Raw genomic sequence first — 14,244 nt, 5'->3', positions numbered from 1 at the left:
AATGGATTTAACCGGATCTTTGCTTTATGGAATTTATATTCCACCGCGTTGGAGTGTTGTCAACGATGTCCCAAGATGCGGCCGGCCAGGATGCGGAGGTCGATCCGGGCGGTGCCGAAGCTGGCGGGTCCATCCCGCGCGACTTCAAGAGCCTGCGTGCGCTGATCGTGGCCCGGCGCGAGATGCTGCCGAAACGGCTGATCCAGGTGGCCGATTTCGCCGTCGAGCACCCGCAGGAGATCGCCTTCGGTCGCGTCGCCGATCTCGCGCAACAGGCCGGCGTACAGCCCTCGACACTGGTCCGCTTCGCGCAGACCCTCGGCTATGCCGGTTTCTCGGACCTCCAGGCGGTGTTCCGCGCCCACGCCAGGCAACGCTGGCCGGATTATCGCGAACGGCTGCAGGCGCTGGCCGTGATCCAGGACGGTGCGGGTCCAGGGGAGGCGCCGGCCGCACCCGACGCCGGTGCCCTGCTGCACGGCTTCCTGCATGCGGCGCGTGTCTCGATCGACCATCTGGAGCAGACCATCGACCATGTGGCGCTGTCGCAGGCGGTCGAGCTGTTGGCCGGCGCCCGCACCATCTGCCTGCTCGGCGTCCGGCGGGTGTATCCGGTGGTGGTGTACCTGAACTACGCGCTGCAGACGCTCGGCGCCCGCTGCGAACTCGCCGACCACGCGGGCGGGATGGCGCGCCGCCAGGTGGAACTGCTCGGTGCCGACGACGCCGTGCTGGCGGTGAGCTTCACCCCCTACGCCAGCGAGACCCTGGAACTGGCGCAGCAGGCCGCCGCCGCCGGCATCCCGGTGGTCGCCATCACAGACTCGCCATTCTCGCCGCTGGCACAGCTGGCCAGGGTCTGGATGGAAGTCGCCGAGACCGATCTCGGCGGCTTCCGGTCATTGTCCGCCACCCTGGCGCTGGCGACCGCGCTGTCGGTGGCGCTGATGGAGCACCGGTCGGCCGCATCCGTGCCATGACCTCATGACGCTCGAGCAGCTGCGGGTGTTCGTCGCGGTCGCCGAGCGGCAGCATGTGACGCGGGCGGCCGAGGCGCTGCATCTGGCGCAGTCCGCGGTCAGCGCCGCCATCGCCGGACTGGAAGCGCGCCACGCCACCCGGCTGTTCGACCGGGTCGGCCGGGGCATCTCCCTGACCGAGGCGGGGTCGCTGTTCCTCATCGAGGCGCGCGCGGTTCTGGCGCGCGCGGATGCCGCGGAACGCGTGCTGGCCGAACTTGCCGATCTCAGCCGCGGCACGCTGAACGTGCAGGCGAGTCAGACCATCGCCGGTTATTGGCTGCCGCGTCACCTGGTCGCCTACCGGCACGCCTATCCCGGCATCGAGATCAGGCTCGCTGTCGGCAACACCGGGCAGGTGGCGGCCGCGGTGCATCGCGGCGAGGCGGAACTCGGCTTCATCGAGGGCCGCATCGACGACCCGATGCTCAGCAGCCGGCCGGTGGCCCGCGACCGGCTGGTCATCGTCGTCGGCACCCAGCATCCCTGGGTCGGCCGGACCGACCTGCGTGCATCGGACCTGCCGGGCAGCGACTGGGTGCTGCGCGAGCCGGGGTCCGGTACCCGCACGGTGTTCGAGTCCGCACTCGCCGCCCTCGGCCTCGACCCCTCCACCCTGAGGGTGGCGCTCGAACTGCCCTCCAACGAGAGCGTGCGTGCGGCGGTCGAGGCGGGATTGGGGGCCACCGCGCTGTCGGGGTCGGTTGCCGCCTCCAGCCTGGAAGCCGGGTTGCTGCACCGGGTCGGCATCGAGCTGCCGGAACGTGACTTCAGCGTCGTTCGGCATGTCGAGCGCTATCGGTCGCGTGCGGCGGAGGCCCTGCTGAAGCTGATTGGCTGCCGGTAATCATCCACCCAGTAGATCATTCCTATCGATATATACCGATAGATAGATCAATCCGATTGGCTCAGGGTCGTGCCCGGTCCCCGGAGGCACGTCGTCATGCTCAGCATCGTCCAGCATCGGGTCGAACCGCTCCGGCCGGCGTTGGGCCGATACGCCCCCGGCCTGCTGCTGTGCACCGGTGTCGCGCTCGCCGCGGTCCTGCTGCAGCGCGTGGAAGCCATCCTGCTCGGCCGTGCCTGGCTCGAGGCGCTGGTGCTGGCGATCCTGCTCGGCGCCGCGATCCGCATGGCATGGACCCCCTCGGCGCGCTGGCATTGCGGCATCGACCTCAGCGCCAGGCTGCTGCTCGAGATCGCCGTGATGCTGCTGGGGGCATCGCTGGACACCGGCGCGATCCTCGCCGCCGGTGCGGGGCTGCCGCTTGGCATCGCCGGCGTGGTCGTCCTCGCGATCGGGGCAAGCTACGGCATCGGGCGCCTGCTCGGCCTGCCGCGCCGCATGGCGACGCTGATCGCCTGCGGGAACTCGATCTGCGGCAACTCCGCGATCGCCGCCGTCGCCCCGGTGATCGGGGCCGAAGGCGGGGATGTCGCGGCGTCGATCGGCTTCACCGCGGTGCTGGGTGTGGTGGTGGTGCTGGTCCTGCCGCTGGCGGTCCCGCTGCTGCACCTGAGCGCCACGCAATACGGCACGCTGGCCGGCCTCACCGTCTATGCGGTGCCGCAGGTCTTCGCCGCCAGCGCGCCGATGGGTGCGGCGGCGGTGCAGATCGGCACGCTGGTCAAGCTGATGCGCGTGCTGATGCTTGGCCCGGTCGTGCTGGTGCTGGCCGCGGTCGCGGGTGGTGGCGGTGGCCGGGTGCGGCTGCACCGGCTGGTGCCTTGGTTCATCGCCGGCTTCGTGGCGCTGGCGACCCTGCGTGCCGCCGGAGGGGTGCCCCATGCCGCGCTGCCACCGCTCGCCGGCATCGCGAGCGTGCTGACCGTGGTGTCGATGGCGGCACTCGGACTGAGCACCGACCTGCGCGCGGTCGCCGGCGCCGGCGGCCGCATCGCGGCGGTGGTGATCGCTTCGCTGCTGGTGCTGGCCGGTCTCTCCATCGGGCTGCTGCGGCTGCTCGCGGTGGCCTAGGCGATGATCCCCCGATGCGAAACCTGCCGGCCGTGCTGCAGCCGCCGCGGGACGTGGCTCTACAGGTTTTCCGGGGTGTACAGCTCGAACGGCAGCATGACCTGCACCGGCGCCGCCGGCGACGGGCGGCCGATCGAATGGATCATGGCGGCGACCAGGTCGTTCGCGATGCGCTCGAGGGGATGCGCGATCACGACGTCCACGATGCCGTCGATGAGTGCCGCGCGCGTCACCCCGGTGAGCTCGTTGCAGACCGTGACGAGGTGTCCCGTCTCGCCGCCCTGGATGCGATCGCGCAGCATGCCGATGACACCCTCGATCCCGCCGCCCGCCACATAGAGGCCAACGAGATCCGGCGTGCGCCGCAGCAGGTCAGCGGTGGCCTCGTAGGCGAGGCGGGGCTCTTCCAGGCTGACCAGCGCTTCCAGCACCTTGAAGCTGCTTCCGCTCCCGCCTGTCCCGGTCTCGCGGAAATACGAGCGGTAGCCGAGTTCGCAGAGCTCGTGGCCGAGATAGCGATGGCTGCCGAGCATGATCGCCACCGGTCCCGGCACCCGTGCGAGGCGGGAGATCGCCCAGCCGGCGAAGCGCCCGGCCTTGCGGCTGTCCAGGCCAGCATAGCCCGCGCGCGTTGGCGCGGTCAGGTCGGAGAGCAGGGCGAACACCGGCACAGCCTGTTCGTGCAGTTCGTCGATCGCCCGCGAAACGTGGGCGTGATCGGCGGCGACCAGCGCCAGCGCGTCCGTCTGGCCGCCGATACGGCGCAGCGCGTCGGACACGGCGGCCGGGGTGAGATCGTCGAGATACTCGATGACGGGTTGGCCGCGGATCGTCCGGCACGCCAGCACGGCCTCGCGCAGGGCGGCGCCAAGCGCCTGGTAGAATGGCGCGCTGCGCTGCTGCAGCACGAAGCCGAGCCGTCGTGCGGGTGCCTGCGCTTCGAGGCGCTGGCGGATGAGGCCGGCTGCGTAGAAGCCGATCCGGTCGGCGGCGGCCAGTACGCGCGACGCGGTCTGCGGATGGACCGGCAGGCGGCCGTTCAGGACCCGGTCGACGGTCGAGATCGAGACCTCGGCCTCGCGTGCCAGGTCGGTGATGGTCGGACGACGCATGGCGGCACGCCGCTCCATGACATTTTTGTGCAACGCACAATTCCCTTGCAAACCGGACGCGATGGCCCGATGTTGCAGTGCACAAGATTACTGCAACGGAGTGAAGACCATGACCAACGCACATGCCAACTCGATGGCGTCCTTCGGCACCCCGGTTTCCAGCGCCGGCGGCCTGACGCTTCTGGCCCAGAGCTATCGCGGTTTCCGCGCCCGCATGGCGGAGCGCGCCCGCATCCGCCGCGAACTCGACTCCTACACCGACCGCCAGCTGCTCGATCTCGGCATCAGCCGCGCAGACATCCCGGCGATCGCCACTGGCGACTACCGCCGCTGATCCAGGCCGACTTCGCGGCGTGAGGTGAGCTGACGTCGCGCTGCGACACCAGCCCTCCGCCTGTCTCCGCAGTTGCCATCTTGCTGACGCCGGCGCTGGAACTCCCACGGGAGCATCCGGGCCGGCGTTTGCGATTCCTGGGCACTCCCTTCGACCTGATGCATCTACGGGAACTGACGTTCCATATTGACCAAAATATGGAATAGGATGATCATGACGGCAAGCAAGGGAGGCCGCCATGAGCTCAGGGGAACTACCAGGCCGCCCGTCTCCGGAGATGCTCGACCTCGTCACCATCGGCCGGTCGTCGGTGGACCTCTACGGCCAGCAGATCGGGGCCCGCCTGGAGGACATGGCGAGCTTCAGCAAGGCGGTCGGCGGCTGTCCCTCCAACATCGCCATCGGCACCGCCCGGCTCGGGCTGCGCTCGGCCATCATCACCCGCGTGGGCGACGAGCATCTCGGCCGCTTCATCCGCGAGCAGATGCGGCGCGAGGGCGTCGACACGACCGGTGTGCATACCGACCCCGAGCGCCTGACCGCTCTCGCCATCCTGGGCGTGCGCGACAGTGCCAGCTTTCCGATCATCTTCTATCGTGCCGACTGCGCCGATGCCGCGCTGGACGAGACCGACATCGACCCCGCGCTGCTGGCACGCACCCGGTCCGTGGTTGTCACCGGCACACATTTCTCGAAGCCGCACTCTGCCGCTGCCCAGCGTCGTGCCATGCGGATGGTGCGCGCGGCGGGCGGCCGCGTGGTGTTCGATATCGACTACCGGCCGAACCTCTGGGGTCTGGCCGGGCACGGTGCCGGCGAGAGCCGCTACATCCGGTCCGGCACCGTCACCACGCACCTGGCGGAGATCCTGCCGGAGTGCGACCTGATCGTCGGCACCGAGGAAGAGCTGCACATCGCCGGTGGCCATGAGGACACGCTGGATGCGATCCGCGCGGTGCGGGTGGCCGCTCCCTCCGCCACCATCGTCTGCAAGCGCGGCCCGATGGGCTGCGTGGTGTTCCCCGGCGCCATACCGGACAGCATCGAGGACGGCATCAAGGGGCCCGGCTTTCCCGTCGAGGTCTACAACACGCTCGGTGCCGGCGACGCCTTCATGTCCGGCTTCCTGCGCGGCTGGCTGCGCCACGAGCCGCTCGAGACCTGCTGCGCCTGGGCCAACGCGTGCGGCGCCTTTGCGGTCTCGCGCCTGTTGTGCTCACCGGAGATCCCGACCTTTCCGGAATTGCAGCATTTCCTGGCGCACGGCTCCGTGCACCACGCGCTGCGGCACGACGCCGAGCTGAACCACATCCACTGGGCGACGACGCGCCGCGCCCAGCCGACGCCGATCATGGCACTGGCCTGCGACCATCGCATCCAGCTCGAGGACGTGGCGACCGCGGTCGGCGCTCCGTTTTCGCGCATCGCCGACTTCAAGCTCCTCGCGGTGCGCGCCGCAGCGAGGGTGGCGGAAGGCCGTCCCGGCTACGGGATGTTCCTCGATGGCCGTTACGGCCGCGAGGCGCTGTTCGCCGCTTCCCATGCCGGTTTGTGGGTGGCGCGCCCGATCGAGCGCACCGGCTCGCGCCCGCTGGATTTCGAGAACGGCGGTTCGCTGGGCGCGCAGCTCGCCGAGTGGCCGACCGACCAGGTGGTGAAGTGCCTGTGCTTCTATCATCCGGACGATGACGAGGCGCTGCGGCTGCGCCAGGAGCGGGAGTTGCTGCGCGCGCAGGATGCCTGCCGCCGGCAGGGCCGCGACCTGCTGGTCGAGATCATCGCCGGCAAGCACGGCCTGCTCGGCCCGGACACCCTGCCGCGGGTGATGAACCGGCTGTACGATATCGGCATCCGTCCGGACTGGTGGAAACTGGAGCCGCAGCGCGACGGCGCCACCTGGCAGGCGATCGGCGAGGTGATTGCAGGTCGCGACCCGCTCTGCCGCGGCATCGTGCTGCTCGGGCTGGACGCGCCGGCCGAGCAGCTTGTCGAGGCGTTCCATGCTTCCGCCGCGACGCCCTGGGTCAAGGGCTTCGCGATCGGGCGGACCATCTTCATCGATCCGGCGCGGCAGTGGCTGGCCAACGAGATCACCGACGATGCGGCGGTCGACATGATGGCGAGCCGCTACGCCGCGCTGGTGCAGGCCTGGCAATCCCGCGAACAGCCGCGCCCGGTATAGGGAGAGCATCCCATGCAGACCGTCCGCCTCACCATGGCGCAGGCGCTGGTGCGCGCCATGGCTTCCCAGAGGGCCGAGATCGACGGCGTTGTGGTGCCGTTCTTCGCCGGTGTCTGGGCGATCTTCGGGCACGGCAACGTCGCCGGCATGGGCGAGGCGCTGCATGGCGCCCGCGACATCCTGCCGACGTTGCGCGCACACAACGAGCAGGCGATGGTGCATGCCGCCGTCGCCTACGCCAAGGCCTCGCGGCGGCAGCGGGCGATGGCCTGCACCAGCTCTATCGGCCCCGGCGCGCTGAACATGGTGACCGCGGCGGCGGTGGCGCACGTCAACCGGCTGCCGGTGCTGCTGCTGCCGGGCGACGTGTTCGCCTCGCGCCGGCCCGACCCGGTGCTCCAGCAGATCGAGGATTTCGGCGACGGCACCATGACCGCCAATGACGCCTTCCGCCCGGTGTCGCGCTATTTCGACCGGCTGACCCGGCCCGAGCAGCTGATCGCCGCTTTCCCCCGCGCCATGGCAGTGCTGACCGACCCGGCCGATTGTGGCCCGGTGACGCTGGCCCTGTGCCAGGACGTGCAGGCGGAGGCGTACGACTTTCCCGCCAGCCTGTTCGAGGAGCGCATCCACCGGCAGCGCCGGCCGCGCCCTGACGAGCTGGAGCTGGAAGCGGCGGTGGCGTTGCTGCGCCAGGCCAGGCGGCCGTTCGTGGTGGCCGGCGGCGGGGTGCTGTATTCGCGCGCCGAGACGCAGCTCGCCGCGTTCTGCGCCCGGCGAGGCATCCCGGTCGGCGAGACCCAAGCCGGCAAGTCGTCGATGCCGGCGAGCGCGCCGATGACCATGGGCAGCATCGGCGTCACCGGCACGCCGGCGGCAAACACGCTCGCCGAGGCGGCCGACCTTGTGCTGGCGGTCGGCACCCGGCTGCAGGATTTCACCACCGGCTCCTGGGCGCTGTTCCAGGACGAAGGGGTCCGGCTGATCGGCCTGAACAGCCAGCCGTTCGACGCCGCCAAGCACCATGCGCAGCCGCTGGTCGCCGACGCCCGCGCCGGGCTTGCCTCGCTGGAGGCGGTTCTTGGCGATTGGCACGCCCCCGCCGACTGGACGCGGCGCGCGGAGGCCGGGCGCCGCGCGTGGCTGGACCTGGCGCAGGGCTATATGGGCCCGCCGCACGGGAACGCGCTACCGTCGGACGCGCAGGTGATCGGCGTGGTGCAGCGCGGCGCGCAGCCGGGCGACGTCGTGGTGTGCGCCGCCGGCGGCCTGCCGGGCGAGCTGCACAAGCACTGGCAGCCGGGCGCTCCCGGTGGCTACCACATGGAGTACGGCTTCTCCTGCATGGGCTACGAGATCGCCGGCGGCCTCGGCGTCAAGCTCGCCGACCCGTCGCGGGAGGTGATCGTCATGGTGGGCGACGGCTCCTACCTGATGCTGAACTCCGAGATCGCCACCTCGATCATGCTTGACCGCAAGCTGGTGATCGTGCTGCTCGACAATCGCGGCTATGGCTGCATCAACCGGCTGCAGCTCGCGACCGGTGGCGCCTCGTTCAACAACCTGCTTGCCGACACGCTGCACGAGACGCTGCCGGAGATCGATTTCGCGCTGCATGCGCGCAGTCTCGGCGCGCTGTCGGAGAAGGTCGGCAATGTCGGCGAGCTGGCGGACGCGCTGCAGCGTGCGCGAGCCGCCGACCGCACCTACGTGGTGGTGATCGACACCGACCCGATGATCGTCACCGAGGAGGGCGGCGCCTGGTGGGACGTGGCGGTGCCGGAAGTCTCGTTGCGTCCCGGCGTGCAGGCGGCGCGGGAAGAGTATATCGCAAAGCGCGAACGGCAACGCGCGGGGTAGGACGGCAACGATGACGATCCGCATTGGCACCAACCCGATCGGCTGGTCGAACGACGACCTGCCCAGTCTCGGCGGCGACACCCCGCTCGCCACCTGCCTTGCCGAGGCGCGGCAGGCCGGCTTCGAGGGCATCGAGCTCGGCAACAAGTTCCCGCGCGAGCCGGTGGCCCTGCGCGCGGCACTGGCGCCCTCCGGCCTCGACCTGATCTCCGGCTGGTACTCGGCTTCGCTGCTGGAGCGCGATGCGGAGGCGGAGATCGCCGCCATGCGTCCGCATCTCGATCTGCTGAAGGCGATGGGCTGCACGGTGATGGTGTTCGCCGAGACCTCGAACGCGATCCACGGCGACCAGGGCAAGCCACTGTCCGAGCGACCGGTGCTGGAAGCGGATCGCTGGCCTGAATTCGGCCGGCGGATGACCGCGGTCGCCGATGCGATGCTCGCCGAGGGCGTCAGGCTGGTCTACCACCATCACATGGGCACCGTGGTGCAGAGCGAGGCGGATATCGAGGCGCTGATGGCGAGTACCGGGCCGTCGGTGCAGTTGCTGCTCGACACCGGGCATGCGACCTGGGGCGGTGCGGACCCGGCCACGCTTGCCGCGCACTATCGCGAGCGCATCGGCCACGTCCACACCAAGGACATACGCGCCGACATACGTGCGCGGTCGGATGCCGAGGGGTGGAGCTTCCTCGATAGCGTGATCGCCGGCGTCTATACCGTGCCGGGCGACGGCAGCATCGACTTCGTGCGCGTGCTGAAGAACCTGCCGGGCTATTCGGGCTGGGTGGTCATCGAGGCGGAGCAGGACCCGGCGCGCGCGAACCCGCTGCGGTATGCAACACTGGGCTATCGCAACCTGGCCGGCTACCTGGCCGAGGCGGGACTGCGCTGATGTCCCGGCTGCTTGTCCATCCATCGAAGGCTGACGCGCAGGGCATCGTGCACCGGATTACGCCTGAAAGCGCCGGCTGGGGCTATGTCGGCTTCGAAGCGCGCGACCTGGAACCCGGTGCGGTGGCGTCCGGCGAGGACGCCGCGAACGAACTCTGCCTGGTGCTGGTGACAGGGCGCGCGCGCATCAGTGCCGGCGGCGGGGATCTCGGCGTTCTGGGCGCACGCACGAGCCCGTTCGAGGGCGGTCCGTTTTCGGTCTATCTGCCCCCGCGCACGCCGTGGACGGTGACGGCGGAGGGTCCGGTGGAATTGGCGATCTGCGCCTCGCCGGCCAGCGGCGGCCTGCCGGTCCGTGTCATCACCCCCGAGGAGGCCGGCGAGATCACCCGCGGCAGCGGCACCAACGCCCGCTACGTGCGCAACATCCTGCCCGACACCGCCGCCGCCGAGACCCTGCTGGTGGTCGAGGTCGTCACCCCGGGTGGCCACTGGTCGAGCTATCCGCCGCACAAGCACGACACCGACGACTTCCCGAACGAGACCTATCTCGAGGAGACGTACTACCACCGGCTGCGCCGCGGCGCCGGCTTCGCGTTGCAGCGCGTCTATACCAGGGACGGCTCGCTCGACGAGACCATGGCGATCGCCGACCGCGACGTGGTGCTGGTGCCGAAGGGCTATCATCCGGTCGGCGCGCCGCACGGCTTCGACCTCTGGTACCTGAACGTGATGGCCGGACCGCGCCGGCAGTGGAAATTCAGCATGGACCCCGACCAGGCCCACCTGCCTTACTGACCCTCCGCTCCGCACAATCAGGAAAACATCATGGAAATCGTCCGGCATTCGATTGGCGGTACTCTGACCTCAGGGCGCGGCGAGCGCCGGTCGGACGTGTTCGACCCGACCACCGGCCGCGTCGCACGCCAGGTGGTGCTCGGCACGTCGGAGGATGTCGACGATGCTGTGCGGGCCGCACGCGCGGCATTTCCGAAATGGGCCGCCACCACGCCGCTCGCGCGCGCGCGGGTGATGTTCCGGTTTCGCGACCTGATCGAAAAGCATGCGAAAGACCTCGCGGCTATCATCACCAGCGAGCACGGCAAGGTGCTGTCGGATGCGCTCGGCGAGGTGACGCGCGGGATGGAGGTGGTCGAGTATGCCACCGCAATTCCCGAGTTGCTGAAAGGCGACTTCACCGAGAATGCCGGCCGCGACATCGACGCCTATTCGATGCGCCAGCCGCTTGGCGTGGTGGCCGGCATCACGCCGTTCAATTTCCCGGTCATGGTGCCGCTGTGGATGCTGCCGATGGCGATCGCCAGCGGCAACTGCTTCATCCTCAAGCCCTCCGAGCGCGACCCGTCCGCTTCGCTGCGGATCGCGGAGCTGCTGCGCGAGGCCGGGCTGCCCGAGGGCGTGTTCCAGGTGGTGCATGGCGACAAGGTGGTGGTCGATGCGATCCTGGAGCATCCCGGCATCCAGGCGGTGAGCTTCGTGGGCTCGACGCCGATTGCCCGCTACATCCAGCAGACCGGGATCGCGCATGGGAAGCGCGTGCAGGCGCTGGGTGGTGCGAAGAACCACGCGCTGGTGATGCCCGACTGCGACCTCGACAAGACCGTGGATGCGCTGATGGGCGCCGCGTATGGCTCGGCCGGCGAGCGTTGCATGGCGATTTCGGTGGCGGTCGCGGTCGGCAACGTGGCTGACCGGCTGGTGCAAGCGCTGGCGCCGCGGGTGCGGGCGCTGAAGATCGGGCCCGGCACCGACAGCGAGAGCGAGATGGGACCGCTGGTCACCGGCGTGCATCTCGACCGCGTGTCCGGCTACATCGATGCCGGCGTCGCCGAGGGCGCCAAGCTGGTGGTCGATGGACGCGACCTGAAGCTTCAGGGCTACGAGGGTGGGTTCTTTATCGGCGGCACGTTGTTCGACGACGTGAAGCCCGACATGCGGATCTACAAGGAAGAAATCTTCGGGCCGGTGCTGGCGGTGGTGCGCGCGCCCGACTTTGAGCAGGGACTGTCGCTGGTCAACGAGCACGAGTTCGGCAACGGCACCGCGATCTTCACCCGTGACGGCGATAGCGCGCGGGCGTTCGTGAGTGGCGTGCAGGCCGGCATGGTCGGCGTCAACGTGCCGATCCCGGTGCCGATGGCGTTCCACTCCTTCGGCGGCTGGAAGTCTTCGCTGTTCGGCGATCACCACATGCACGGTCCCGAGGGCGTACGGTTCTTCACCAAGTTGAAGACGGTGACGTCGCGCTGGCCAACCGGCATTCGCGCCGGCGCCGATTTCGTGATGCCGACGCTGGGCTGAGCAGGCGCCGGGCGTGGCCGTAGCCACGCCCGCATCATTCAGAAGCTGAAGTTCAGGCGGCCGTAGTAGAAGCCGCCACTGATCGGTACCTGATCCGAGTTCTGGTCGTAATATTGCACGCCGAGATAGGCGACATCCGCGGGCGTGCGTTGCGGCCGCAGGTTGAACAGGTTGTTGCCGCCGATTGCCGCATGCCAGTGCGGGGTGATGTTGTAGCCGACCTCGAGATCGGTCAACCAGCGCGGCTCGTTCTTGAACTGGTAGAATTGCGTGGTCGAGTACTGCAGCGCCGCCGGTGCGGAGTCCTCGTACTGCAGGTCGTTGGTGGTTTCACCCCAGCGCGTCCAGCGCAGGTTGACGTCCCACTTCCGGATCTTCCAGTAGGCGTCCAGGATCAGCTTGCTGCGCGGGAAGGCGGTTGTCAGGTAGCCGATGCCCTCGGCGTTGAGCAGCGGGTTGCCGTTGGTATCCAGGCCGACGTGATGGATGCGGGTGCGGTTGAGATCGAGCGCTGCGGTCCAGTTGACGGTGCCGTAATCGCCGAAATTGGTGAAATAGTTGACGTTGAGGTCGGCGCCCTGGGTGCGGGTGCTGGCACCGTTGGAGAAGTAGAACGCCGAAAGGTCGTTCAACCCGATGTTCGACGGCAGGGTGGCGCCGGTCAGGGCAATGGCGTTCTCCGCGGCGGCGCCGCTGTAGTCGCCGCCGCCGATGATGCGGTCGCGTATGTTGATCTGGTAGATATCGAAGGTGACGCTGAGATTGGTGACCGGCTCCAGCACGATGCCGGCGCTGGCGTTGGTCGAGCGTTCCGGCTTCAGTGGCACCGCGCCGATCGACCGCGCCGCCGCGGAGTCGACGGCGAGATCGCCGCTGGCGCCGGTCGGCGAGACGTTGAGCGAGCTGAAATGCTCCTCGGCCAGGGTGGGTGCCCTGAAGCCGGTACTGATGGTGCCGCGAACCGCGAACCTGCGTGTGAAGTCGTAGCGGCTCGAAATCTTGCCGTTCTCGGTATTGCCGGAGTCCGTGTAGTGCTCGAACCGCCCGGCGACATCCACATCGAGCTTGGGCACCGGATGGATGTCGAGATCCACATAGGCGGCATAGACGTCGCGGCTCCAGGAGCCGGCATTCTGCGGCAACAACCCGGCGAAGCCCTGCGTGCCGCCGAGCAGGTAGGAGGGCGGATTGCCTGCGCCGATCTTGTAGGTGTCGACCCGCTGCTCGGCGCCGAACGCCAGGTTGAACGGGACGTTGAGCAGGCTGAGTGGTTTGGAGAAATCGAGGTTGTTGGTCCATTGCGCGTTGCGCATGCTTTGCGCCAGCACCGTGGTCGGTGTGTAGCCGTAGGTGCCGTAGAAATTGGGGTTGGCCGTGTTCTTGTTGCCGATGTCGAGCTCGTCCGCGCCGTAGGTGGTGCTCAGGTCCCAGCGGAAGCCGAAGAAGTCGTCGCCCTTGATGCCAAGCGTCGCGGAATACTGGTTTTCCTCGTCGGTCTCGAGCGGGCTGAACCCGGCCGGAAAGACTTCCGGCAGGATGTCCGGCGTGCGGTAGTTCTCGTATCCTTCCGCGTGCCGGTGTCCGTAGGTGATCAGTCCGTAGCCCTGCACTCCCTCGACCAGCGTCTTGCCGAAATCCAGGCTCAGCGTCTCGCGGGTCTCCTCCGGCAGCCCGTTGATGTAGTTGTCGTCCCGACCGGTGCGGTCGTCGATCGCCGGCGCGGTGAAATGGTCGGTGTGGTACATCTGGCCGCCGATATGGACATAGCCGTCGGTGCCGAAGGCTGCGCCCTGGTCGGCGTTCAGCTGGTACTGCCAGCCGTCGCCATTGTAGGCGTTGGCGCCGGTGATCGCGCTGCCGCTGGTGCCATGGTCGGTCTTCTTCATGATGATGTTGACCACGCCTGCTACCGCGTCGGAGCCGTACTGTGCGGCGGCGCCGTCGCGCAGGACCTCGATATGGTCGATGGCGGCGGCCGGGATCATGTTGAGGTCGACCGGTGTCGCACCCTGCTGCGGGCCGGCGTCGGCGGAGATGTTGGCGGTGCCGTTGCGGCGCTTGCCGTCGATCAGCACCAGCGTGTCGTCGGGATTGAGGCCGCGGAGCACGATCGCCGCCGTCAGGTCGGCGGTGTCGGCACCCATTGCGTTGATGTTGATCGACGGGTCGGTCTTGGTCAGTGCGTCCGAGAGGTTGAGCTGCCCCGACCGGCGTAGTGTCGCGGCGGTGACGACATCGATAGGGCTGGTGCTGTCGCGCGCCTTGCGGCCGAGGCTGCGCGTGCCGGTCACGATGACGCTTTCGCCCTGGCCGGCGGCAGCGGCGGTCGCGGCGCCGGTTCGCTGCGAGGGATGCTGGCCGATCGCGTGCGCCTGCGCTGCCCGGGTTTCGGCGGGGGCGGAGGCCGACGTCGCCCGGCCGCCGCTAGGATCGACGGTTGCCGTCTGCGCGACGGCGGGAGCGACACCCGCGGCAATGGCGACGGGACAGGCTGTCAGCAGCAGCAGTCGCCGGAAGCTGCGGGGCGTCACTCTCATCATCCA

At 68.9% G+C, this 14,244-nt stretch carries 11 protein-coding genes; 9 read left to right on the top strand and 2 right to left on the bottom strand.

Annotated features, from left to right (window positions below):
* Positions 1 to 65: 65 nt before the first annotated feature.
* The 3 genes from FE263_RS04540 (at position 66) to FE263_RS04530 (ending at position 2,997) form a co-directional block, all read left to right on the top strand.
* The gene (locus FE263_RS04540) at positions 66 to 980 is read left to right on the top strand and encodes a MurR/RpiR family transcriptional regulator (protein WP_138324704.1); all 915 of its coding nucleotides are present in this window, start codon (positions 66 to 68) and stop codon (positions 978 to 980) included.
* A 4-nt stretch (positions 981 to 984) separates the two neighbouring features.
* Positions 985 to 1,866 (top strand): LysR family transcriptional regulator, encoded by an 882-nt coding sequence (locus FE263_RS04535; protein ID WP_138324703.1) that lies wholly within the window; start codon positions 985 to 987, stop codon positions 1,864 to 1,866.
* A 96-nt stretch (positions 1,867 to 1,962) separates the two neighbouring features.
* Positions 1,963 to 2,997 (top strand): YeiH family protein, encoded by a 1,035-nt coding sequence (locus FE263_RS04530; RefSeq protein WP_138324702.1) that lies wholly within the window; start codon positions 1,963 to 1,965, stop codon positions 2,995 to 2,997.
* Positions 2,998 to 3,056: 59 nt separating this feature from the next.
* Here the strand turns inward: FE263_RS04530 and FE263_RS04525 are convergent, their stop codons facing one another.
* A complete protein-coding gene (locus tag FE263_RS04525) occupies positions 3,057 to 4,142 on the bottom strand; it encodes a LacI family DNA-binding transcriptional regulator (protein WP_205880252.1) in 1,086 nt (361 codons plus the stop codon).
* Between the two features lie 76 nt (positions 4,143 to 4,218).
* On the opposite strand from FE263_RS04525, the gene FE263_RS22355 reads away from it, so the two are divergent.
* From FE263_RS22355 to FE263_RS04495, 6 genes are all read left to right on the top strand, one after another.
* Positions 4,219 to 4,443 (top strand): DUF1127 domain-containing protein, encoded by a 225-nt coding sequence (locus tag FE263_RS22355; protein WP_138324701.1) that lies wholly within the window; start codon positions 4,219 to 4,221, stop codon positions 4,441 to 4,443.
* 238 nt (positions 4,444 to 4,681) lie between these two features.
* Complete coding sequence (locus tag FE263_RS04515) at positions 4,682 to 6,625, top strand: bifunctional 5-dehydro-2-deoxygluconokinase/5-dehydro-2-deoxyphosphogluconate aldolase (RefSeq protein WP_138324700.1); 1,944 nt, start codon at positions 4,682 to 4,684, stop codon at positions 6,623 to 6,625.
* 12 nt (positions 6,626 to 6,637) lie between these two features.
* Positions 6,638 to 8,485, top strand: coding sequence for a 3D-(3,5/4)-trihydroxycyclohexane-1,2-dione acylhydrolase (decyclizing) (gene iolD, locus FE263_RS04510; RefSeq protein ID WP_138324699.1), 1,848 nt, complete (start codon positions 6,638 to 6,640; stop codon positions 8,483 to 8,485).
* Positions 8,486 to 8,495: 10 nt separating this feature from the next.
* Complete coding sequence (gene iolE / locus FE263_RS04505; protein ID WP_138324698.1) at positions 8,496 to 9,380, top strand: myo-inosose-2 dehydratase; 885 nt, start codon at positions 8,496 to 8,498, stop codon at positions 9,378 to 9,380.
* Positions 9,380 to 10,177: a 5-deoxy-glucuronate isomerase gene (gene iolB, locus FE263_RS04500; protein ID WP_138324697.1), complete on the top strand. Its 798-nt coding sequence runs from the start codon at positions 9,380 to 9,382 to the stop codon at positions 10,175 to 10,177. The genes iolE and iolB overlap by 1 nt, the downstream gene beginning before the upstream one ends.
* Positions 10,178 to 10,207: 30 nt before the next feature.
* On the top strand, positions 10,208 to 11,701 hold the full coding sequence (locus FE263_RS04495; RefSeq protein ID WP_138324696.1) for a CoA-acylating methylmalonate-semialdehyde dehydrogenase: 1,494 nt from the start codon (positions 10,208 to 10,210) through the stop codon (positions 11,699 to 11,701).
* 38 nt (positions 11,702 to 11,739) lie between these two features.
* Here FE263_RS04495 and FE263_RS04490 read toward each other — a convergent pair whose 3' ends face one another.
* On the bottom strand, positions 11,740 to 14,238 hold the full coding sequence (locus tag FE263_RS04490) for a TonB-dependent receptor plug domain-containing protein (protein ID WP_138324946.1): 2,499 nt from the start codon (positions 14,236 to 14,238) through the stop codon (positions 11,740 to 11,742).
* Positions 14,239 to 14,244 lie beyond the last annotated feature (6 nt).

Source organism: Lichenicoccus roseus, assembly GCF_005844085.1.
GTDB classification, from domain to species: domain Bacteria; phylum Pseudomonadota; class Alphaproteobacteria; order Acetobacterales; family Acetobacteraceae; genus Lichenicoccus; species Lichenicoccus roseus.
The sequence above is the reverse complement of the archived record's forward strand: the minus strand, read 5'-3'. Positions and strand labels throughout refer to the sequence as shown.